20 protein-coding genes and 1 tRNA gene are annotated in these 22,262 nt (G+C 43.9%); 18 read left to right on the top strand and 3 right to left on the bottom strand.

What is annotated here, in order from left to right:
• The first annotated feature begins 13 nt into the window (after window positions 1-13).
• A complete protein-coding gene (locus EV207_RS14640) occupies window positions 14-274 on the top strand; it encodes an HPr family phosphocarrier protein (protein WP_132746899.1) in 261 nt (86 codons plus the stop codon).
• A 43-nt stretch (window positions 275-317) separates the two neighbouring features.
• Here EV207_RS14640 and clpP read toward each other — a convergent pair whose 3' ends face one another.
• Both clpP and EV207_RS14630 read right to left on the bottom strand, forming a co-directional pair.
• Window positions 318-896: an ATP-dependent Clp endopeptidase proteolytic subunit ClpP gene (gene clpP / locus EV207_RS14635; RefSeq protein ID WP_132746898.1), complete on the bottom strand. Its 579-nt coding sequence runs from the start codon at window positions 894-896 to the stop codon at window positions 318-320.
• Window positions 897-1,116: 220 nt separating this feature from the next.
• Complete coding sequence (locus tag EV207_RS14630) at window positions 1,117-1,422, bottom strand: heavy-metal-associated domain-containing protein (protein WP_132746897.1); 306 nt, start codon at window positions 1,420-1,422, stop codon at window positions 1,117-1,119.
• Window positions 1,423-1,661: 239 nt separating this feature from the next.
• Here EV207_RS14630 and EV207_RS14625 point away from each other — a divergent pair, with 239 nt between their 5' ends.
• Window positions 1,662-3,143: an amino acid permease gene (locus EV207_RS14625; protein WP_132746896.1), complete on the top strand. Its 1,482-nt coding sequence runs from the start codon at window positions 1,662-1,664 to the stop codon at window positions 3,141-3,143.
• Between the two features lie 99 nt (window positions 3,144-3,242).
• Here the strand turns inward: EV207_RS14625 and EV207_RS14620 are convergent.
• A tRNA-Arg gene (locus EV207_RS14620) sits at window positions 3,243-3,321 on the bottom strand.
• A 215-nt stretch (window positions 3,322-3,536) separates the two neighbouring features.
• Between EV207_RS14620 and EV207_RS14615 the strand changes: the two genes are divergently transcribed.
• The 16 genes from EV207_RS14615 to treP all read left to right on the top strand — a co-directional run bounded on the left by EV207_RS14615 (window position 3,537) and on the right by treP (window position 22,199).
• Window positions 3,537-3,815, top strand: a complete 279-nt coding sequence (locus tag EV207_RS14615; protein WP_132746895.1) for a CotD family spore coat protein — start codon at window positions 3,537-3,539, stop codon at window positions 3,813-3,815.
• 272 nt (window positions 3,816-4,087) lie between these two features.
• Entirely contained in the window at window positions 4,088-5,908 is a 1,821-nt protein-coding gene (asnB, locus tag EV207_RS14610) for an asparagine synthase (glutamine-hydrolyzing) (protein WP_132746930.1), read from the top strand.
• A 277-nt stretch (window positions 5,909-6,185) separates the two neighbouring features.
• Complete coding sequence (locus tag EV207_RS14605; RefSeq protein WP_132746894.1) at window positions 6,186-7,124, top strand: magnesium transporter CorA family protein; 939 nt, start codon at window positions 6,186-6,188, stop codon at window positions 7,122-7,124.
• A 192-nt stretch (window positions 7,125-7,316) separates the two neighbouring features.
• Entirely contained in the window at window positions 7,317-8,624 is a 1,308-nt protein-coding gene (gene rpoN / locus EV207_RS14600) for an RNA polymerase factor sigma-54 (protein ID WP_165886961.1), read from the top strand.
• 1 nt (window position 8,625) lies between these two features.
• Complete coding sequence (locus EV207_RS14595; protein WP_132746892.1) at window positions 8,626-8,871, top strand: glutaredoxin family protein; 246 nt, start codon at window positions 8,626-8,628, stop codon at window positions 8,869-8,871.
• A 252-nt stretch (window positions 8,872-9,123) separates the two neighbouring features.
• Window positions 9,124-10,152, top strand: coding sequence for a sugar-binding transcriptional regulator (locus EV207_RS14590; RefSeq protein ID WP_132746891.1), 1,029 nt, complete (start codon window positions 9,124-9,126; stop codon window positions 10,150-10,152).
• A 34-nt stretch (window positions 10,153-10,186) separates the two neighbouring features.
• On the top strand, window positions 10,187-11,194 hold the full coding sequence (gene gap / locus EV207_RS14585) for a type I glyceraldehyde-3-phosphate dehydrogenase (protein WP_132746890.1): 1,008 nt from the start codon (window positions 10,187-10,189) through the stop codon (window positions 11,192-11,194).
• 264 nt (window positions 11,195-11,458) lie between these two features.
• Window positions 11,459-12,643, top strand: coding sequence for a phosphoglycerate kinase (locus EV207_RS14580; RefSeq protein WP_132746889.1), 1,185 nt, complete (start codon window positions 11,459-11,461; stop codon window positions 12,641-12,643).
• 31 nt (window positions 12,644-12,674) lie between these two features.
• A complete protein-coding gene (gene tpiA, locus EV207_RS14575) occupies window positions 12,675-13,436 on the top strand; it encodes a triose-phosphate isomerase (RefSeq protein WP_132746888.1) in 762 nt (253 codons plus the stop codon).
• Window positions 13,429-14,970 (top strand): 2,3-bisphosphoglycerate-independent phosphoglycerate mutase, encoded by a 1,542-nt coding sequence (gpmI, locus tag EV207_RS14570; RefSeq protein WP_132746887.1) that lies wholly within the window; start codon window positions 13,429-13,431, stop codon window positions 14,968-14,970. The genes tpiA and gpmI overlap by 8 nt, the downstream gene beginning before the upstream one ends.
• Window positions 14,971-14,982: 12 nt before the next feature.
• Complete coding sequence (eno, locus tag EV207_RS14565) at window positions 14,983-16,266, top strand: phosphopyruvate hydratase (protein WP_132746886.1); 1,284 nt, start codon at window positions 14,983-14,985, stop codon at window positions 16,264-16,266.
• 118 nt (window positions 16,267-16,384) lie between these two features.
• A complete protein-coding gene (secG, locus tag EV207_RS14560) occupies window positions 16,385-16,615 on the top strand; it encodes a preprotein translocase subunit SecG (RefSeq protein WP_132746885.1) in 231 nt (76 codons plus the stop codon).
• A gap of 104 nt (window positions 16,616-16,719) precedes the next feature.
• Window positions 16,720-17,469, top strand: coding sequence for an alpha/beta hydrolase (locus EV207_RS14555; protein ID WP_132746884.1), 750 nt, complete (start codon window positions 16,720-16,722; stop codon window positions 17,467-17,469).
• Between the two features lie 33 nt (window positions 17,470-17,502).
• Window positions 17,503-19,833 (top strand): ribonuclease R, encoded by a 2,331-nt coding sequence (rnr, locus tag EV207_RS14550; RefSeq protein ID WP_132746929.1) that lies wholly within the window; start codon window positions 17,503-17,505, stop codon window positions 19,831-19,833.
• A 415-nt stretch (window positions 19,834-20,248) separates the two neighbouring features.
• The gene (locus EV207_RS14545) at window positions 20,249-20,749 is read left to right on the top strand and encodes a PTS sugar transporter subunit IIA (protein WP_132746883.1); all 501 of its coding nucleotides are present in this window, start codon (window positions 20,249-20,251) and stop codon (window positions 20,747-20,749) included.
• A 34-nt stretch (window positions 20,750-20,783) separates the two neighbouring features.
• Entirely contained in the window at window positions 20,784-22,199 is a 1,416-nt protein-coding gene (gene treP, locus EV207_RS14540; protein ID WP_132746882.1) for a PTS system trehalose-specific EIIBC component, read from the top strand.
• Window positions 22,200-22,262: the final 63 nt, after the last annotated feature.

The raw sequence follows: 22,262 nt of genomic DNA, 5'->3' as shown, positions 1-22,262 counted from the left end.
GAGGTTAAGGTCATTGGTAGAAAAAGAAATGACGGTGAATTTGAAAAGTGGTTTGCAAGCGAGACCCGCAGCCTTATTCGTTCAAGAAGCGAACAAATTTAATGCCTACATCTATTTGGTTAAGGGTGGAAAGAAAGTCAATGCTAAAAGCATCATGGGCATTATGAGCCTTGCTGTGGGAGCTGAAGCGCCGGTTACTCTTATTGCTGAAGGTGCTGATGAAACCGAAGCTGTGGCGGCATTACAAGCTTTTGTAAGTCAAGAACATATTTAAGGCAAAGAAAAAGCCTTCCGGTTTCGGAAGGCTTTTCTATCTGTTATTTTGTTAATACGTCATCAATCAGACCGTATTTTTTTGCATCCTCTGCGCTCATGAAGTTGTCGCGGTCTGTGTCGCGGTCAATGACCTCGATAGGTTGACCGGTTCTCTCGGAAAGAATTTTATTAATCGTTTCGCGCATTTTAATAATGCGCTTGGCATGGATCTCGATATCGGTTGCTTGACCTTGGGTTCCGCCAAGCGGCTGGTGTATCATGACTTCACTGTTTGGCAGACCAAACCGTTTGCCAGGCTCGCCGGCTGCAAGCAAGAATGCCCCCATCGATGCAGCCATACCGATACAAATGGTAGATACTTTCGGTTTGATATGCTGCATGGTGTCATAGATTGCCATGCCCGCGGAGATTGATCCGCCTGGGCTGTTAATATAAAGGGAAATATCCTTTTCGGGATCTTCCGCAGCCAAGAATAACAGCTGAGCAACGATGGCGTTTGCTACATTGTCATCAATTGCGCTCCCAAGCATTATAATCCTATCTTTTAATAGACGGGAATAAATATCATATGCGCGTTCTCCCCGGTTTGTTTGCTCAATGACTGTAGGAATTAAAGGCATCGAACATCCTCCTTTTCATTATCTTTTTCATTTTTTGGCATCTTTTTCTTAACTTGATTTCATCATACCCTATTGGTCAGGATAGGTCAAATTAAACACTTGAAATTATGTAAGGTTTTTCTCTAGGGGGGCCTATAAACCATCTTACCCTGATTGTATCGCTTTTAAACAGGGGCCAAGCCCGGGTTTTTAGCCCCGGGCTTGGCCCCTCTTTGCTGGTTTATTTTGGATCAAATCCTGCTGCCTTTAGGGATTGCTCAATCCACTCAGGCTGCATGATTCTATGGTTAAACACAACAGTCACTGTTTTTTTCTCGGGATTCATTTTGTAGTCTTTAATGCCGATGATTTTGCTTAAGGCATTTTCCATTTTCTCCTCACAGCCGCTGCACGATAAATTCACGCCGGTGAAAACAGTTTCATCACTCGTGGCTTGTGTATTGTGGCTGTGTTCAAGACCAAAGAAAACACCAAGCCCCAATAGAGATGCACATAACATACCGATCATCAAACTTTTTTTGGACATGCTGATTCCTCCGTTTCGTTGGTATGCATTTATAGGTAGGTTGGTTTTGATTTGTCATTTTTATTCAATATCAATCATTTTCCAAATTAATGAATATTAAAAAAGCCCTTTCCATAAATAAAAATTTTCAGTAAAATAGGAAGGTAACTTTTTTTTTTAATGGGTATGGCAACATGAAAAAGTTGTAAGCGCTTCATAATTGGCAAACATCCTAGAACAACATGGAGGGATTGAAGGAGATGCAGCAGCAAAGACAGGAAAACCTTGACTTACAACAGTCAACAGGAGGATCAAATAGTTTAAAACGCGGTTTGAAATCGCGGCATTTAACAATGATTGCAATCGGTGGGTCCATCGGTACTGGGCTATTCCTTGGAAGCGGGTCCGCCATTCATACGGCCGGTCCCGGCGGGGCGTTGTTAGCCTATGCTGTTATTGGCATGATGGTTTATTTCGTTATGACAAGCCTTGGGGAGATGGCGGCCGTCATGCCGACAAGCGGTGCCTTCAGTACGTATGGCACTAAGTTCATTGATCCGGCTTTTGGGTTTGCCCTTGGCTGGAACTATTGGTACAGCTGGGCGATGACTCTGGCGGCAGAGCTTTCAGCGGCAACGCTTGTCATGAAGTTTTGGTTTCCTAACAGCCCGTCGTTTCTTTGGAGCGGTCTGTTTTTAATAATTATTTTTGCGCTGAATTATTTATCTGTAAAGGGTTATGGTGAAGGAGAGTATTGGTTCTCCTTTGTCAAAGTGACAACCGTCATTATCTTCATTATCGTGGGATTATTGATGATCTTTGGTATCATGGGAGGCAAAGCCATTGGATTCAGTCATTTTACTGCCGGCGATGCGCCTTTTTCTGGAGGGTTCTTTGCGACTTTAGGGATCTTTCTAGCCGCGGGTTTTTCTTTTCAAGGGACTGAAATTGTCGGTGTAGCTGCCGGTGAAAGCGAGAATCCCGCAAAGAACGTTCCAAAGGCGGTCAAGAGTACTTTTTGGCGGATTTTCCTTTTTTATATTTTGGCGATCCTGATTATCGGGTTAATCATCCCCTACACAAGTAAGAGTTTGCAGAGCGACAGCATAATGGTAAGTCCTTTTACTTTGGTTTTCCAAAGAGCTGGACTGGCCTTTGCGGCTTCAGTCATGAATGCCGTTATCTTAACTGCTGTATTATCCGCCGGCAATTCAAGCCTTTATGCGTCGGCACGCATGATTTATGCTATGGCAAAGAATGGACAGGCACCGCGTGTTTTTGGCCGGCTTAATAAACGCGGCGTTCCTGGTGCAGCCATTATATTGACCGCGGTTGTTGGTATGTTTGCCTTCTTTGCCTCAATCTATGGGGATGGGGAAGTCTATATTTGGCTGATGAACTCAGTTGGTGTAACCGGATTTATTTTCTGGGTGGGCATTGCAGTCAGCCACTACAGGTTCCGAAAGGCCTATTTAGCACAGGGATATACTCTAGATAGGCTGCCTTATCATTCAAAGTTTTATCCTTTCGGTCCAATTTTCGCATTCGCGGTCTGTTTAATTGTTATTTTGGCACAGGACTACCAAGCCTTTCTTTCCAATAATATTGATTGGGGCAGCGTTATTGCTGCATATCTAGGTATTCCGCTCTTCCTTATCCTATGGTTCGGTTACAAATTCATAAAGAAAACAAAAGTAGTGCCATTGAAAGAATGCGAGTTTGATTTTGACGAGACATTTTAAATAAATTTAAAAGGGCGGCATCCGGGAAATCCGAGATGCCGTCCTTTAAATTAAAAAAATCCTTTCATCGGCGAAAGGATTTGATGTGTATGTATAATATGGCGCGCTCGGAGGGATTCGAACCCCCGGCAGACGTGGTACCGGAAACCACCGCTCTATCCAGCTGAGCTACGAGCGCTTATTGTATAAAGGTTAAAAGGCTGACAACGACTATTATACGATAAAATTCCGTTTTGCACAAGCATAATTTTTCTTTCTTCAAATTGGGCTAATGCTATGCAAGGCAGGGGCCCCTTTTGTAACACACAGAGTAAAAATAGGTTAACGTATTAGACAAGATGACCCGCTCCAACATAGTTTAGTAGTGTATTAACTATTTAAGGGGGAATTAAAATGACTTGGTGCCCGCCAAAACAATTACAAAACACAGCACAATGCCCGCCAAAACAACTAGAAGGCATAACCGATCCTACAAAACAAAATGTATTAGATGTTTATCAGCCATACGTTCTGAATCATTTCCATCCAGAGCATACACAGGTAAATGTGCACCAAATTTATCAGCATCAGCACCATTACCCGCATACAGTTTCATATTGCTGCGATGTTCAGCATCAGCATGTGAATTGCGGATGTCCAACCGCCATTTCGCCTGATCAGTTTTGTAGGTAAGGTTAAGTAACAAAGTGGAGATTAAGGTGTGGGAGTAGCAACATGACTGCCACACTTTTTTTCTTACACTTGTGGACAACCCTAGATCTAAGGACCTATTGGCCATAAATCCATTTAAAAATCCAGTAGCAAAACAACCATGATCAACGACCTAATATTTTACAATTGGGTGACGTTTTAACGGCATCCATTGAAAAATAGTGTTAAGAGGATCAACAATGGAAAGTGCAGACGAAAGCTAAAGCCTGCAAAAAAAATAGGAGATGGTAATGATGTGTGGTATTGCTGGATGGATTGACTTTACGAGAAATCTGACACAAGAACAAGCTATATTAAAAGACATGGCAAATACCATAGAGCACCGCGGACCGGATGCTGAAGGCTATTGGTTGAACGATCATGCCGCTCTGGCGCACCGCCGGTTGATTGTTATTGATCCTGAAGGCGGCACCCAGCCGATGACCTGCAGGGAAGGTGGCGAGCTTTACACATTAACCTACAATGGGGAAATTTATAATTATAAAGAATTAAAACGGAAACTTGAAGCAAAAGGGCACAGGTTCCAAACAACATCGGATACCGAAGTGCTCCTGCACGCGTACATAGAATGGAAAGAGGCATGTGTAGAACACCTAAATGGCATTTTTGCCTTTGGTATTTGGGATGATCAACGCAGGCAATTTTTTATGGCGCGCGATCACCTCGGTGTTAAGCCCCTTTTTTTCGCGCAAAGAGAGCAATCAATGATATTTGGTTCTGAAATCAAAGCGATACTCACACATCCAATGGTTGATGCTGAAGTCGACAAAGACGGCCTTGCCGAAATCTTTGCTTTAGGGCCAATGCGCACCCCTGGTGTGGGTGTATTCCGCGGGATTAACGAGCTTCGGGCAGGCCATTATATGGTCGTTAAGAAAAGCGGTGTTTGCATCAAGCCTTATTGGCAGCTCAAGAGCAAGCCTTTTGAAGATACAGTTCATTCAAGCACGGAGAAAGTTCGTGAGCTTTTGTTAGATACTACCCACAGGCAGCTTTTATCTGATATGCCTTTAGTTACGATGCTTTCGGGGGGACTTGATTCGAGTGCTCTAACAGCGATTGCCGGGGATATTTTTCAAAAAGAGGGCAGGACCCTCCATTCTTATTCGCTCGACTTCGTTGACAGCGAAAAGCACTTTGAGCAGGATCTTATGCACGTTGACCGTGATACACCATACATTTATAAGGTGGCCGAATCGGTCGGAACTGAACATCACGAAATGGTTCTTGGTGCCGGTGAACAGGTTGATCATCTTTTAAAACAAATGTATGCACGGGATTTGCCTGGTTTGGGTGAGATGGAGACATCTCTCTACTTGCTTTTCAGAGAAATGACAAAGGACGCAACCGTCGCCTTATCCGGGGAATCTGCTGACGAAGTGTTCGGCGGCTATCCGTGGTTTTATAAAGAAGAGTTCCTGAATGCTGATACCTTTCCTTGGATGATCCAGGCAAAGGGGCGGAGTGGCATCTTAAATAAAGAAGCTTTTGACCATATTAGACCGGAAGCCTACGTCAAACGGCGATATAATGAAGCTATATCTGAAGTTCCTGAGCTTGCTGGCGAGAGCAACATCGATGCGAAGCGCAGGCAGATGCAATATCTAAATTTGACGAGATTTCTTCCATTTATGCTTGATCGGAAAGACAGGATGAGCATGGCAGTAGGGTTTGAAGTCAGGGTGCCGTTCTGTGATTATCGGATCGTTGACTATTTGTGGAATGTGCCGTGGGAAGTTAAGTCGGTGGACGGTATGGAAAAAGGGTTGTTAAGACGAGCGCTTGACGGCTTGTTAATCGACGACGTCCGTACAAGAAAGAAAAGCGCCTACCCATTTAATCAGAACCCCGCTTATTTGAAAGGGGTATCTGATTGGATGAAAAATATTTTAAACGATACGAACGCTCCGGTCTTTGGTCTTATTGATAAGGCGATGATATCAAAGATCGCCGAGGGACGGGGTGAGATGAAACCCCAGCTAGCTGCAAGGATGTTTGACTACCTTATTCAAGTGAATGAATGGCTGAAGACTTATCAAATAAAACTAGTTTAAAAAATTCACCCCTGGATACCTGTCTAGGGGCTTTTCCTCCTTACAGAAAAAAACTGTTTGTCATCCTAAAAAAAGCGTTGTATGATAGAGGATATTGCCCAAATCGTGATGTAAAGGAGATGATGACTTAATGAGTTCTGACAGTCCTTCGAGTCCTGAACCCGAAACCGAACATGAGGAAGTTTTCGTACCGGCTGTAATTTGCCGCTCTTTAAGTTTTCACCCTTTGAAGAGTTGGGTATCGATGTGCTTCCTCTCATCATGAGGAGGTGGCCAAATGTTAGATATTTATTTGACTGATGAACTTGGCAAGTTGAACAAAACCGAAACATTAACTAAAGGATGCTGGATTAATTTAACCAATCCTACTGAAGAAGAAATTAGCTTTGTAGTTGAAAACACAGAAGTGCCGCTCGATTTTATCAAAGACCCTTTGGATGATGATGAACGGTCGCGTATCGAGAAGGAAGAGGACAGTGTTCTAACGATTGTGGATATTCCTGTAACAGTAAAGGACGAAACGGACTCAGCGCTGTACGATACGATCCCTCTCGGCATTATCGTGACACCATTTTACTTTATTACTGTCTGTCTTCAAGAAAACCTTATTATTAATAGCTTTATTGAGAAAAAAGTAAAAGGCTTTTTTACTTATAAAAAAACCCGGTTTACCTTGCAGCTTTTATATGTTATGTCAAGCTTTTATTTGAAATATTTGCGGCAGATTGACCGGAAAACAACGACGATTGAACACGAACTTCGCCAATCAATGAAAAATAAAGAGCTTTTCAGCCTGCTAAGCTTGGAAAAAACGCTTGTATACTTTATGACATCGCTTAAAGCGAATAACATCGTGATGGAGAAAATGACCAAACAGCATTTTCTCAAAATGTACGAAGATGATCACGATCTGTGGGAGGATGTCATTGTAGAGTTAAAGCAAGCCATCGAAATGTCAGAAGTCCATAGTAATATCCTTAGCGGCATGATGGATGCCTATGCTTCTGTTATTTCAAATAATGTGAATGTTGTCATGAAGTTTTTGACGACTGTCACGATTGTGCTGTCATTGCCGACCATGGTTGCCAGTTTCTTCGGCATGAACGTGCCGGTGCCTTTTAAAGAAAATCCGCATGGCTTTGCAATAACAATGGTTATTGCTATTTGTCTATCAAGTATTACAGCACTTATATTCTGGAAGAAAAAATATTTTTAGTATTAAGCAGCTCCTCTTTTGGGGCTGTTTTTTTTAGATTATTTCACCGGGATTTCCCGACATTTTGGCATTTTTCAATACATCCATGCATAGAAAGGAAACAAATGGCACCATTTTTGTTGCCCTTTTTATTAGACAAAGAATAGCCAGAAGAAATGTAAGCGTTTATAATAATGATAGAGGGTGATGTGCATGGCATTAGATATGATGCAAACACAGACACTGAAGCTTAAGATGGCGCCGGCTTTGTACCAGTCCATTTCTTTGCTTCAGTACAATAATCAAGAGCTCTATCATTTTGTTCGTGAACAAGCGTTGGAAAATCCTTTGCTTCAGGTTGATGATTCACCGTATACACCGGTGAAATCGACTGTTGAGTGGCATTCGGATAAAAGCAAGACGGATATTATTGAGGAAACAGCCACGGGCCATTCCGATTTTCGTGATGTCCTGTTTACTCAGCTTCGCCATATAACGAAAGATCAGAACATTATAAAAGCTGCTGCCTATCTGATTGACAGCCTAAATGACTACGGTTATTTGGATGAGCCGCTCGAATTGCTCGCAGATGATTTAAATTTGGATGAGTCGATTATGGAGCAAGCATTAGAGGTTATTCAGCAATTTGAACCTGCCGGAGTAGGCGCGCGTGACCTGCAGGAGTGTCTGCTTTTACAGCTTTCTAATAATGTGAATAGCAGTGAAGTCGCTGAAGATATCGTTAGGGATTTCATAGATGTGTTTTTGACAGAAGATTGGGAAACGCTTGCGGATCAGCTCCAAGTCCCGCTGGAAGACATCCATTCTGCGGTTGAAGAAATAAAGTCACTCGATCCTAATCCAGTGGGTGAACTTGATCAGAAGCCTGTTGAATATGTGAGCCCCGACGTGATAATAGATAAAGTAGAGGGTCGCTTTTATTGTACGATGGCGGATCGCTGGTTTCCTAATGTAACGATTGACTTGCAATATTATAAAAACTACCGTTCGGCGGATGATCGGGAAACACGGCGCTTCTTGCAAAAAAAGCTTGATGAGGCGAAGTGGCTGCTGTCAGGCCTCTCAAGAAGAAAGCAAACATTGCTTGCGGTCACTGAGGCCATCGTCCACCGGCAACATGACTTTTTAAAGAACGGGGTTCTGGAAATGCTGACGCCGATGACGTTAACCGTGATCGCGGACGATTTGGGAATCCATGAATCAACGGTAAGCCGGACTGTTAAAAACAAGTATATCCAAACACCTTATGGATTGATGGCATTGAAGGATTGGTTTGTAAAAGGAATGAGAGCGGCCGGCGGTGATATATCGGTCCATCGGATTAAATCATTGATTGAACAGATGATCTCATTTGAAAACCCGGCAAAACCGTTATCAGACCAAAATATTGCCACACAATTGGCCGAGAAAGGCTTGAACATATCAAGGCGGGCGGTGGCAAAGTACCGCGGAGAATGCGGGATCCAATCATCGTCGAAACGCAAGCGGAAGGAAAAGTAGTATGGCAAAGCAGGAAAGAGAGATTATTCTATACACCAAGCGGGATTGCCCTTTATGTGAAGAGGGAAAGGCTGTCTTAGCCATCCTTTGCAATGAATCCGGCGAGACATTTCGAGAAGTGGATATATACACAAATGATACATTTCTGGAAAAATACCAACTCATGATTCCGGTTGTAGCTGTTGATGGCAAAGATGTTGCGTGGGGGCGATTATCTTTTGCATCGCTTGTTGAATACTTTAATTAAAAAGCACCGGCTGCAGAGCCGGTGCTTTTACACATGATAAAAAATTTTAAAAAAATAATAAAGATTGATACTAAGGGAAAGAAAACGCTTTAATTATCACAAGCTTTAATAGTTGTAAACATTTGGCTTGAAAAGTTCATAAAAAGTTTGGTATTATATTTTTGTAGTTGATGGGACATAATTTGACTGCGTGGGACCTTTTAAGTCCATAATGTGTGGGCCAAATGATCTTCGCCTTCAAAGGAGGATGCTATGGAGCGTTTACTTGATATGCAGAAAAAGCTTATACCTGACGTTTTGGATGTCATGTCGACACGTTACCGCATCCTTCAGTCGGTCCATTTTCTTCAGCCGATCGGCAGAAGGACGCTGTCGGTGAACCTTGGCATTACAGAACGGGTTCTTAGAGGCGAAGTCACCTTTCTTAGCCAGCAGGGTCTGATTCACATGTCCAAAAATGGTATGAGCTTAACATCGGAAGGAGAAAAGATGGTGCTTTCCTTAGAAGATGTTATGAAGGATGTATCAGGCTTGAAACATTTGGAGAAACAATTAGAGACTGTTTTGGATGTACCCAGTGTCGTTATTGTACCCGGTGACAGTGATCATAATCCTGAGGTCAAGAACGAAATGGGGTTGGCATGTGTACAAGAAATGGAACGGTGTCTTAAGCCGGAAAGCATTATTGCTGTAACAGGCGGCACGACCCTGGCGGCTGCGGCGGAAATTATGCATCCTCTAAAAAAGAAGGCACTGGAGAATGTACAATTTGTGTCAGCAAGGGGAGGTCTTGGTGAGCAGGTTGAAAATCAAGCCAATACAATTTGCGCAAAAATGGCTGAAAAAGCGGAGGCAAGTTATCATTTGCTCCACGTTCCCGATCAATTAAGTGAAGAATCCTATCTTACCTTAATTGAGGAACCAAGTGTTCAAAAATCAAACCAGCTGCTTCAATCAGCTACAATGATCATTCATGGGATCGGTGATGCTAAGACCATGGCGCTTCGAAGAAATTCAAGCCAGGCGTTGCTTAACAAGATTGACCATGAACACGCTGTTGCTGAAGCTTTTGGCTACTACTTCGATCAAGATGGAAGGGTTGTCCACAAAGTAAAGACGATCGGCATGCAGCTTGAAAGCTTGTATGATAATCGGACGGTGATCGCTATCGCAGGCGGCCGCTCTAAGGCTAGAGCTATCCAGGCTTATTTTAAGAAAGGCCCCGATTCGATCCTTATTACTGATGAAGGTGCCGCAGAAGAAATACTTAGTTTAATTTAAAAATTTATATATAATCCTAAGGAGGACATAAATTATGACAGTTAAAGTTGGTATTAATGGTTTTGGACGAATAGGACGTAACGTTTTTCGCGCAGCATTAAATAATCCCGATGTTGAGATTGTCGCGGTGAATGACCTGACTGATGCAAACATGCTTGCACATCTTTTGAAATATGATACGGTACATGGTGAGCTTCCGGTAAGTGTCACTGTTGACAACGATAATCTTGTTGTTGACGGCAATGTCATTCAAGTATTAGCCGAACGTGACCCTGCACAGCTAGGCTGGGGTAATCTTGGAGTTGACATCGTGGTTGAATCGACTGGCCGCTTCACAAATCGTCAGGATGCAGCTAAGCACATTGAAGCCGGAGCAAAAAAAGTTATCATTTCAGCCCCTGCAAAAGAAGAAGATATTACGATTGTTATGGGGGTTAACGATGACCAGTATGACCCCGCTAAGCATGATGTGATTTCTAACGCTTCATGTACAACAAACTGTCTCGCACCATTCACTAAAGTGCTAAATGATAAATTTGGCATTAAGCGCGGCATGATGACAACGGTTCATTCTTACACAAATGATCAGCAAATTCTCGATTTGCCGCATAAGGATTACCGCCGTGCCCGTGCAGCAGCGGAAAATATTATTCCAACATCAACAGGTGCTGCCAAAGCCGTTTCTCTTGTTTTACCTGAACTGAAAGGTAAATTAAACGGGATGGCGATGCGTGTACCGACACCTAACGTCTCAATTGTTGATCTTGTTGCTGAGCTTGACAAGAACGTAACAGTCGACGAAATTAACGCGGCACTTAAAGAAGCTGCTGAAGGCGAACTGAAAGGTATCATGGATTACAGTGAAGAACCGCTCGTGTCCAAAGACTATAATGGCAACACGTATTCATCAATTGTTGATGCACTGTCAACCATGGTTATTGAAGATAATATGGTAAAGGTTGTTTCATGGTATGACAATGAAACAGGTTACTCAAATCGTGTTGTCGATTTAGCCGATTATATTGCTAAAAAAGGTTTATAAAGAAAACTTGCCGATTGGCAAGCCATTAATAGACGAAAGCCTTAGTTGCGACGCACAGGACGTGCTAGTACTGGCGTTGTAACAGGATGTTACGCCTTTAGGCAGTGCACTTATGTGCGTAAGAAAGTGTATACTTTCTTATTAACTAGGAGAAAGTTTTTCACTTTCTTGATGTATAATATACAATGGTAAAGAGGAGACACGCTCTCCTCTTTATCACATTCATAAACCATTTTGACAAGGCTAAAAGGAGGTCCGCTTTTCATGCAAAAGAAATCGATTCGTGATCTTGATTTAAATGGCAAGACGGTATTTTGCCGTGTTGATTTTAATGTGCCATTAGATGACGGGGCCATCACTGATGATACAAGAATCAGAGCCGCTGTGCCGACGATTCAATATCTATCAGAACATGGCGCCAAGGTCATTCTTGCATCGCATTTAGGTCGCCCTGATGGGGAAATAACAGAATCCTTGCGTCTTGATCCAGTTGCTAAGCGACTTAGCGATTTACTTGGAAAAGCTGTTATCAAGACGGATGAGGTAATCGGAGAAGAAGTACATAATGCGAAGAGAGAGCTTGAACTAGGGGATGTCATGCTGATTGAAAATGTCCGATTCCATCCTGGTGAGAAGAAAAACGATCCCGAACTCAGCAAAGCTTTTGCAGATCTTGCAGATATCTACGTCAATGATGCATTTGGCGCTGCCCACAGAGCCCACGCATCAACCGCGGGCGTTGCAGAACATCTGCCTGCAGCGGCTGGCTTGCTATTAGAAAGAGAGCTTGAGGTTCTCGGCAAAGCGCTGGAGAATCCTGAACGTCCGTTTACAGCAATTATTGGCGGCGCAAAGGTCAAAGATAAAATCGGTGTGATTGACCATCTGCTGGACAAAGTGGATAATCTCATTGTCGGCGGCGGGCTTGCCTACACATTTATTAAAGCAAAAGGCTATGAGGTAGGTAAATCTCTTCTTGATGAAGAAAAAGTCGATTTGGCAAAATCCTTTATGGAAAAGGCTGAAAAAAAAGGTGTCCGTTTTTATACACCGGTTGACGCCGTTGTGGCGGACGACTTCTCGGAAAGCGCGAATACCCAAGTCGTTTCCATAGAAGCGATCCCGGAAGATTGGGAAGCGCTCGACATTGGACCCAAAACCTCTGAGTTATACAGTGATGTTATTCGTAAGTCTAAGCTCGTCGTTTGGAACGGCCCAATGGGTGTATTTGAAATGGACAAGTTTTCCAAAGGGACAAAAGCCGTTGCTGAAGCATTGGCAAACGCCGAAGATGTCTATTCTATTATTGGCGGAGGCGACTCAGCAGCAGCGGTTGAAAAGTTCCATTTAGCGGATCAAATGAGCCACATTTCAACGGGCGGCGGTGCGTCGCTTGAACTCATGGAAGGCAAGATCTTACCGGGCGTTGCTGTTTTAAATAATAAATAAATTTTGAATGACTATAAAGGAAGGTGTAACCATGCGGAAACCAATCATAGCAGCAAACTGGAAAATGCATAAAAAGCTTTCTGAAGCCAAAGCCTTTGTAAAAGAAGTAAAGGGGCTTGTTCCTCCTGCGGATTCAGTTGATGCTGTCGTGTGTGCTCCAGCACTATTTTTAAGTAACCTAATTGAAGAAACTGAAGGACGGGACTTGAAGGTTGGCGCACAAAATATGCATTTTGAAGAATCAGGCGCCTTTACCGGTGAAATCAGCCCGATGATGCTGGCTGATATTGGGGTTGACTATGTTGTCATCGGCCACTCAGAGCGGCGCGCCATGTTCGCTGAAACGGATGAGTCAGTTAACAAAAAGGTCCACGCTGCCTTCAGACACAATATCATCCCGATTGTTTGTGTCGGCGAGAGCCTGGAAGAACGGGAAAACGGTGATATGAAACAGGTTGTCAAACAACAGGTAACAAAAGCGTTAGACGGACTAAGCGCCGATGAGGCAAAAGTTGTCGTTGTTGCCTACGAACCCATCTGGGCGATCGGCACCGGAAAATCCGCTTCGGCCGAAGATGCCAATGAAGTGTGCCGTTTCATTCGTCAAACGCTCGTGGACCTTTATGATCAAGTGACAGCAGACGAGGTGCGAATTCAATACGGCGGCAGCGTCAAACCGGAAAATATTCAAACGTTTATGGCCCAATCTGATATTGACGGTGCGCTTGTTGGCGGAGCGAGTCTCGTAGCGAAATCATTTTTACAGCTATTAGAAGGTGCCCATAATGACTAAAAAGCCTCATGCACTCATCATTCTCGATGGCTTCGGTCTTCGTGAAGAGGATAAGGGCAATGCGGTTGCACAAGCTAAGAAGCCGAATTTCGACCGCTATTGGACTCATTATCCCCATGCTACATTAAGAGCCGACGGAGAATATGTCGGACTGCCGAAAGGGCAAATGGGCAACTCTGAAGTCGGGCATATGAATATCGGCGCTGGCAGGGTCGTTTACCAGAGCCTAAGCCGTGTGAATCTATCCATTGAAAAAGGTGAATTCTTTGAGAAGGATACCTTTTTGGAAGCAATGAAATGGGTTAAGGAGAAGGGAACGAATCTCCATCTTATCGGTCTTCTATCTGACGGTGGTGTGCACAGCCATATTGACCATATGTTCGCACTAATGAAGCTTGCAGGTATGGAGGATGTCAACAATCTTTACATTCACGGCTTTCTAGACGGCCGCGATGTAGATGAAAGATCCGCAAAGAAATACATCGAGCAAACACAAGAGAAATGCGCTGAATATGGTGTCGGCGAAATTGCAACGCTGTCAGGACGCTATTATGCTATGGATCGGGATAACCGCTGGGACCGGATTGAGAAAGCCTATTGTGCAATGGTCTATGCTGATGGGCCGGATTATACTGATCCGATAGAAGCAGTTAACGATTCTTACAAGAATGGCATTTATGATGAATTTGTCATCCCATCCGTTATGAAAAAAGAGGATGGTTCACCCGTGGCAACTATTCAAGATGGCGATGCGATCATCTTTTTCAATTTCCGGCCGGATCGAGCCATTCAAATTTCTCAAGTGTTTACGAACGATGATTTCCGGGGATTTGACAGGGGTAAGAAATTTCCGAAAGACATTCATTTTGTCACACTTACACATTTCAGCGAAACGGTTAAAGGAACAGTGGCTTTTAAATCCTCGAGCCTTGACAATACTGCTGGTGAAGTGATCTCACAAAATGGGTTAAACCAATTGAGAATCGCGGAAACCGAAAAATATCCGCATGTTACCTTCTTCTTCAGCGGCGGACGCGAGGAGGAATTTCCGGGTGAAGAGCGAATACTTATTCCATCGCCAAAAGTAGCGACTTATGACCTGCAGCCGGAAATGAGTGTCTACAAAGTGACAGATGCGCTGTTGAAAGAAATCGAGGCGGACAAGCATGATGCGATTATTTTAAACTTCGCTAATCCTGATATGGTCGGCCATTCGGGTAAGCTTGAACCGACGATCAAGGCGATTGAAGCTGTGGATGATTGTCTTGGTAAAGTTGTGGATGCCATTATTGCAAAAGGCGGCGATGTTATCATTACCGCTGATCACGGTAATGCTGACGAGGTTGTTACGCTCGAAGGCAACCCGATGACAACCCATACAACCAACATCGTTCCATTGATTATAACGAAAGATGGCCTTAATCTTAGAAAAGATGGCATTTTAGCAGATTTATCACCAACCTTGCTTGACCTTTTGAATGTTGAACAGCCGAAAGAAATGACAGGCAAAACCTTGATTAAACATAATGAATAGGAGAGATAACACATGTCTATGATCGTTGATGTATACGGCCGTGAGGTGCTGGATTCCCGCGGTAACCCGACTGTTGAAGTTGAAGTTTATTTGGAATCAGGAATTGTTGGGCGCGCTTTAGTGCCAAGCGGGGCCTCTACAGGTGAATATGAAGCGGTGGAACTGCGCGACAATGATAAAGACCGTTATATGGGTAAAGGTGTCCTGAAAGCTATCGAAAATGTGAATGACATCATTGCGCCGGAATTAGCGGGTTTCGATGCCCTTGACCAGGTTGCGGTTGACGAAGCGCTAATTGAGCTTGACGGCACTGATAACAAAGGCAAGCTTGGCGCCAACGCCATCCTTGGCGTATCAATGGCTGTCGCTCATGCCGCAGCAGCTTACCTTGATTTGCCGCTTTATCGATATCTTGGCGGCTTTAATGGCAAGACATTGCCGACACCGATGATGAACATACTTAATGGCGGCGAACATGCTGACAATAATGTTGATATTCAAGAATTCATGGTTATGCCGGTGGGTGCGGAAAGCTTCCCCGAGGCACTTCGTATGGGAGCAGAAATCTTCCATAACCTGAAAAAAGTACTTAAAGATAAAGGCCTGAACACGGCTGTCGGGGATGAAGGCGGCTTTGCGCCGAACCTTTCTTCCAACGAAGAAGCGATTCAAACGATATTAGAAGCTATTGAAAAGGCGGGATACAAGCCTGGCGAACAGGTGAAGATCGCCCTTGATGTTGCTTCCTCTGAACTTTATAACAATGGCAAATATGAATTTAAAGGTGAGGGTGTAACAAGAACGTCCGACGAAATGATTGCTTTCTATCGAGATTTGCTTGATAAATACCCAATCGTTTCAATCGAAGACGGCCTTGATGAAAATGACTGGGACGGTTGGCAGAAGCTTACTCAAGAGCTTGGCAGCAGAGTTCAGCTTGTCGGTGATGACTTATTTGTTACCAACACAAATAAGCTTTCTGAAGGGATTGAGAAAGGCGTCGGCAACTCTATTCTGATTAAAGTGAACCAAATTGGCACGCTGACAGAAACGTTCGATGCGATTGAAATGGCGAAGCGGGCCGGCTATACAGCTGTTGTTTCTCACCGTTCGGGTGAAACGGAAGATACAACCATCGCTGACATTGCCGTCGCAACGAATGCGGGGCAAATTAAGACAGGCGCTCCTTCACGAACTGACCGGGTGGCCAAATACAACCAGCTGCTTCGGATCTCTGACGAATTACTAGGGCAAGGCCAGTTCGCAGGCGAATCTGCCTTCTATAACCTTAGATAGATCTTTAGATAAGGGTCAGGCCCGGGTCTTTATACCTGGGCCTGGCCCTATAAACTATTGCTTTATCCTTTATTTTATGGTAAATTCAAGTTAGTTTTTGCTATGGAGGTGGAGCGGAATGCATGCCGCTTTAATTACCGTACTGGTCATTGCAGCCATTGGAATTATCCTTTTTGTATTATTACAATCTAGTAAGAGCGACGGTTTATCAGGGGCCATTACTGGCGGGGCTGAGCAGCTCTTTGGAAAGCAAAAAGCGCGCGGAATGGATGCCGTGCTCAATCGCATTACTGTAGTGCTTGTCGTTATTTTTTTCGTAGATGCCTTTCTATTAGGATATTTTTTTTAATAAAGCAGCAGCCGCCAGGCATGCTGTTTTATTTATCCAAAAAATAAAATAAATCAATGAAAATTGTGTCATGCTATAGATAGATAAAAGGAGAGAAATCACGTATGAAAATTGTACCGCCAAAACCATTTACTTTTAAAGCAGGGGAACGTGCCGTCCTGTTGCTTCACGGTTTTACCGGGAATTCATCGGATGTAAGAATGCTTGGGAGATACTTGCAGGATAAGGGTTATACTTGCCATGCTCCGCATTACAAAGGCCATGGTGTTCCCCCTGAAGAGCTTTTACATACAGGTCCCGATGATTGGTGGCAGGATGTTAAAAACGGTTATGAGCATTTAAAATCATTAGGACATAAGGAGATAGCCGTTGCCGGTTTATCACTAGGAGGGGTATTTTCTCTTAAATGTGGTTACACTTTTCCGGTAAAGGGTATTGTCACCATGTGTGCGCCAACGAATGCCAAGACTGAAGAAAAAATGTATGAGGGCGTTTTGGCGTATGCCGAAGAATATAAGAAATATGAAGGCAAAAAGGCCGAGCAAATTAAAGAAGAAATGAATGACTTTAAAAAGATATACATGACAACTTTAAGGAATTTGCAGGATCTTATTAAAGATGTTCGCCGGCATATCGACATGATTTATGCACCGATCTTTGTCGTACAAGCACGTCATGATGAAATGATCGACACGGAAAGCGCCAACATTATTTATAATGAAGTCGAATCTGATGATAAAGATATCAAATGGTACGAGCACTCAACACATGTCATAACATTAGGAGACGAGAAGGAACAGCTGCATAAGGATATTTACAGCTTTTTAGAGGAGCTGGACTGGTCCGACTCGTAATAACCGGGAGGTATAAGATTGACCGAAGAGAGAATGCAAGAGATATTGGCTTATATGCGGGAAGAAGCGTACAAGCCTTTAACAATAACCGAACTGGAGGAAGTTTTCGAATTAACCGATTCGGAGGATTTCAAAGCCTTTATCAAAACATTAAATATGATGGAAGACAAGGGCTATATTGTAAGGACACGCAGTAACCGCTATGGTGTTCCAGAAAAAATGAACTTGATCCGCGGCAGGGTCCAAGGCCACGCCAAAGGCTTTGCCTTTATCATTCCAGATGAAGACACGTCTAATGACGTCTACGTGTCCCAAGGTGACCTGGGTGGTGCGATGAACGGCGATACGGTAATCGTCCGCCTCGCACATGAATCCTCGGGAGACCGGCCTGAAGGGATGGTTATCAGGATTATTGAACGCGGTGTAACGAAAATAGTTGGGACATACAGTGACAGCAGGCACTTTGGCTTTGTCATTCCAGACGATAACCGCATTCCGGAGGACATTTTTATTCCTAAGGAAGAGGCGGCCGGCGCAGCAGAAGGTCACAAAGTAGTCGTCCAGATCACAAAATATCCAGAGGGCCGCATGAAAGCGGAAGGACGCGTCATTGAAATCCTTGGCCACAAAAACGATCCGGGTATCGATATTTTATCAATTATTTATAAGCATGGTCTGCCACTGGAGTTTCCAGATGAAGTCATGAACGAAGCGAAAGCAGCTCCTGATGAGATTGATCCCGAGGAACTAAAGGGCCGCCGTGATCTAAGAAACGAGACAATCGTAACGATTGACGGCGAAGATGCCAAAGACTTGGATGATGCGGTTAATGTGATTAAGCTTGATAACGGCAACTACAAGCTTGGTGTTCATATTGCCGATGTCAGCTATTACGTTAAAGAAGGATCGGCGTTAGATGAGGAAGCATTTGACCGCGGCACAAGCGTCTATCTCGTTGACCGTGTCATCCCAATGATCCCGCACAGGCTCTCCAATGGGATTTGCAGCCTTAATCCGAAAGTCGACCGGCTTACGATCAGCTGTGAAATGGAAATGACGCCATCGGGGAAAGTGGTGAATCATGATATTTTCCCAAGCGTCATTCGGACAACGGAGCGAATGACCTACACAAATGTTCGAAAAATATTGCTTAAAGAAGATGACGAAGTCCTTGAACGCTATAAAGACCTCTTGCCGTTTTTTGACCAGATGGGTGAGCTTGCGAGCATTTTAACTGAAAAACGGCGCCAGCGCGGTGCTATTGATTTTGATTTTACTGAAGCAAAAATTATTGTTAATGACGAAGGGAAGCCTGCGGATGTTGTTATTCGTGAACGGTCCGTAGCTGAACGGCTCATCGAAGAATTCATGCTTGCCGCTAATGAAACGGTCGCCGAGCATTTTCATTGGCGAGAGCTTCCATTCATTTATCGGATTCATGAAGAGCCAAACCCAGAAAAACTGGAGAAGTTTTATAATTTTGCGGTGAACTTTGGCTATGTCGTCAAAGGAAGTGTCGACAATATCCATCCGAGAACACTGCAATCACTGCTTGAAGAGGTCAAGGGTAAACCCGAAGAACCGGTGATCAGCACGGTGATGTTAAGGTCGATGCAGCAGGCCAAATATTTTCATGAAAGTCTTGGACATTTCGGCTTGTCGACGGAATTTTATACACACTTTACATCGCCAATCCGCCGGTATCCCGACTTGATTGTCCACCGTTTGATTCGCAAGTATTTATTTGAGAAACAGACGGATGAAAAGACAAAGTATTATTGGGAAAAAGAGCTTCCGGAGATAGCAAGGCATACATCAGCAAGAGAAAGACGGGCGGTTGATGCCGAACGTGAAACCGATGATTTGAAAAAGGCTGAATATATGCAGGATAAAATTGGCGAAACGTTCGAAGGCATGGTCAGCGGCGTGACGAATTTCGGACTCTTCGTTGAGCTGCCGAATACCATTGAAGGCCTTGTCCATATCAGCTATCTGACTGATGATTATTATCATTATCGCGAGGAGCATATGGCACTTATCGGTGAGAGAACCGGCAATGTCTTTCGGATTGGCGATGAGATTGAAGTGCGGGTGATCAGTGTCAATCTTGATGAGCGTTCCATTGACTTTGAAATTGTCGGGATGAAAGCGAGAAAGCCGCGTGAACGCAAGGCACGCCCAACCGTGATTCAGGGCGGCGGCGGAAAAAACACCACTCGGAAAAAGAACGATAAGGAAGGCAGCAGAGGCGGTAAAGGCGACAAAAATGGAAAAGGCAAAGGCAACAAAGAAAACACAAAAAAGCCAAAGAAGAAAAAGCCTTTTTACCAAGATGCCAAAAAGAAAAAAAGGCGCGGAAGATAGGGGAAACTTAGCGAAAGCTGGGTTTCTTTTTTTTTTAGAAAACTGTAGTGTCCGGTAAATAGTTGGAAACCCAAAGCTACTATATGAGTGGGTGAAACTGTATTTTTTTAAGGCGATGAAAGCCCAAGGCCGACAAAAAACGTGCCCGAGGTCGTTCATAGTGGCGATGAAAGCCCAAAGGTGGTAAAAAAACGTGCCCGAGGTCGTTCATAAGGTCGATGAAGACACTAAATAATGAGTGTGAGAAAGGCCTTCATCACGCCTTTTTAAGGAAAATGTGAGACCATCCGCCGAATGAAAATTTTTATTTGACTATCATGTATATACAAGATAAAATAGTAATAAAAATATGTATATACAAATTTCCGACAAACATAATCAATGTAAGCGTTTAAAAAAGAGGAGGTCCATTTAAATGCTAAATAAATTGTTTGGCAAGAAGCATAAGCAAACGGAAGAACATATCCTGGCCCCGGTCGGCGGGGAAGTGGTAGCAATTGAGGAAGTGCCGGATCCGACCTTTTCTCAGAAAATGATGGGCGATGGGGTCGCGATCAAGCCAAACGAAGGAAAAGTCGTTGCTCCGTTTGACGGCGAAATCATGCAGCTGTTCCCGACCAAGCACGCAGTCGGGATAAAGGGCAAGTCAGGCCTGGAAGTTCTGATTCACATTGGTTTGGAAACGGTGTCATTGGACGGAGAAGGATTTGAAGGTCATGTCACAGCTGGTGACAAAGTGAGAGCAGGGGATACGCTTGTTACCTTCGATCTTGGCATGATAAAAGAAAAAGCGGCAGATACGATCACACCCATTGTTATAACAAACATAGACGCAGCCGAAGCATTGGACAAAAAAATCAATGCAGCCGCAAAATCAGGAGAAACCGAGGTTATGTCGGTAACTGTTAAATCTTAGGCATTTATTTCCGTATACCGGGAGGGGAAAAAGAATGGCGATTAAGAAAGAAGCTGTTGAACAAATCATAGAGGGCGTCGGCGGCAAAGAAAATATTTCGGCTGCTACGCACTGTGTCACAAGGCTAAGGTTTGCGTTGAAGGATGAAAGTAAAGTTGATAAAGAAAAGCTGGGAAATAATAGTCTCGTTAAAGGGTCCTTTTCAGCAAATGGCCAGTTTCAGGTCGTCATAGGGCAAGGTACGGTTGATAAAGTTTATGACCTAATGGTTGAAATGACGGGGATTGGCCAAGCGTCAAAAGAGGATATAAAGAATGAGGCAGCGAAAAAGCTAAATCCGCTTCAGAAAGCGGTAAAAACCCTTGCTGACATCTTCATCCCCATTCTGCCAGCCATCGTCACAGCCGGTTTGTTGCTCGGTTTGAATAATATTCTGGCGGGAAAAGGCATCTTTTATGCTGATAAATCCTTTATCGATGTTCATGCAAACTGGAAGGGCTTTGCCGAGATGATTAACCTTATTGCGAACACAGCCTTCACCTTCCTGCCGGGTCTGATCGGCTGGTCGGCTGTGAAACGGTTTGGGGGTAATCCGCTTCTTGGTATTGTCCTCGGGCTCATGCTCGTCCATCCGGATCTCCTTAATGCCTATTCCTATGCAGATGCTTTAAAAAATGGCAATGTCCCGCAATGGAATCTATTTGGCTTTCATTTTGATAAAATCGGCTATCAAGGCCAGGTTTTACCGGTGCTTGTATCCGCTTATGTTCTGGCAAAATTGGAGATTTTCCTGAAAAAGAAAATACCCGATGCTTTTCAGCTGCTGCTTGTTGCACCAATCGCACTGCTTTTAACCGGATTTATTGCATTTATTGTTATTGGTCCAGTCACGTTTGCTATTGGCAACTGGATTACTGATGGCATCGTCGCTGTATTTGATCACTTTGGCTGGCTTGGCGGCCTGGTCTACGGTGGTGTCTATGCTTTGCTTGTTGTCACCGGCATGCATCACACCTTCCTTGCTGTCGATTTTCAATTGATTGTATCGACAGGCGGAACATTCTTATGGCCGATTCTTGTTATGTCAAATATTGCCCAAGGCTCCGCGGCACTCGCCATGCTATTCCTTGCGAAAGATAAAAATCTGAAAGGGATGGCTGGAACGTCGACGATTTCTGCCTATCTTGGGATTACCGAACCTGCTATGTTCGGTGTCAACCTTCGTTATAGGTATCCATTCATCTGCGCCATTATCGGTGCAGCACTAGCAGGCATGACGCTCGCGATTAGCCACGTTAAAGCAGAATCTATTGGGGTTGGCGGGATACCGGGTATTCTGTCGATTTACCCTCAGTATTGGCTGACTTTTGCAATAGGGATGGCCATTTCCATCGTTGTCCCATTTGTCTTGACGCTTCTTTACGGCAAATTTAAAGGAGAAAAAGCGTAATTCAGGGCTGGTAAGCTTTTTTATAAACAACTTGAGACTTTAACAAAGATGTATTTGGTGGTG

The sequence above is a fragment of the Scopulibacillus darangshiensis genome (assembly GCF_004341035.1).
Lineage (GTDB): Bacteria > Bacillota > Bacilli > Bacillales > Sporolactobacillaceae > Scopulibacillus > Scopulibacillus darangshiensis.
This window is presented reverse-complemented; position numbering and strand designations above follow the sequence as displayed.

Coding starts and splice junctions, on each gene's coding strand:
- EV207_RS14580 (WP_132746889.1), top strand. CDS start 11,459: ATGCAAAAGAAATCGATTCGTGATCTTGATTTAAATGGCAAGACGGTA.
- EV207_RS14630 (WP_132746897.1), bottom strand. CDS start 1,422: ATGTCCAAAAAAAGTTTGATGATCGGTATGTTATGTGCATCTCTATTG.
- EV207_RS14590 (WP_132746891.1), top strand. CDS start 9,124: ATGGAGCGTTTACTTGATATGCAGAAAAAGCTTATACCTGACGTTTTG.
- eno (WP_132746886.1), top strand. CDS start 14,983: ATGTCTATGATCGTTGATGTATACGGCCGTGAGGTGCTGGATTCCCGC.
- rnr (WP_132746929.1), top strand. CDS start 17,503: ATGCAAGAGATATTGGCTTATATGCGGGAAGAAGCGTACAAGCCTTTA.
- treP (WP_132746882.1), top strand. CDS start 20,784: ATGGCGATTAAGAAAGAAGCTGTTGAACAAATCATAGAGGGCGTCGGC.
- EV207_RS14625 (WP_132746896.1), top strand. CDS start 1,662: ATGCAGCAGCAAAGACAGGAAAACCTTGACTTACAACAGTCAACAGGA.
- EV207_RS14595 (WP_132746892.1), top strand. CDS start 8,626: ATGGCAAAGCAGGAAAGAGAGATTATTCTATACACCAAGCGGGATTGC.
- tpiA (WP_132746888.1), top strand. CDS start 12,675: ATGCGGAAACCAATCATAGCAGCAAACTGGAAAATGCATAAAAAGCTT.
- EV207_RS14545 (WP_132746883.1), top strand. CDS start 20,249: ATGCTAAATAAATTGTTTGGCAAGAAGCATAAGCAAACGGAAGAACAT.
- gap (WP_132746890.1), top strand. CDS start 10,187: ATGACAGTTAAAGTTGGTATTAATGGTTTTGGACGAATAGGACGTAAC.
- asnB (WP_132746930.1), top strand. CDS start 4,088: ATGTGTGGTATTGCTGGATGGATTGACTTTACGAGAAATCTGACACAA.
- EV207_RS14615 (WP_132746895.1), top strand. CDS start 3,537: ATGACTTGGTGCCCGCCAAAACAATTACAAAACACAGCACAATGCCCG.
- secG (WP_132746885.1), top strand. CDS start 16,385: ATGCATGCCGCTTTAATTACCGTACTGGTCATTGCAGCCATTGGAATT.
- EV207_RS14605 (WP_132746894.1), top strand. CDS start 6,186: ATGTTAGATATTTATTTGACTGATGAACTTGGCAAGTTGAACAAAACC.
- clpP (WP_132746898.1), bottom strand. CDS start 896: ATGCCTTTAATTCCTACAGTCATTGAGCAAACAAACCGGGGAGAACGC.
- gpmI (WP_132746887.1), top strand. CDS start 13,429: ATGACTAAAAAGCCTCATGCACTCATCATTCTCGATGGCTTCGGTCTT.
- rpoN (WP_165886961.1), top strand. CDS start 7,317: ATGGCATTAGATATGATGCAAACACAGACACTGAAGCTTAAGATGGCG.
- EV207_RS14555 (WP_132746884.1), top strand. CDS start 16,720: ATGAAAATTGTACCGCCAAAACCATTTACTTTTAAAGCAGGGGAACGT.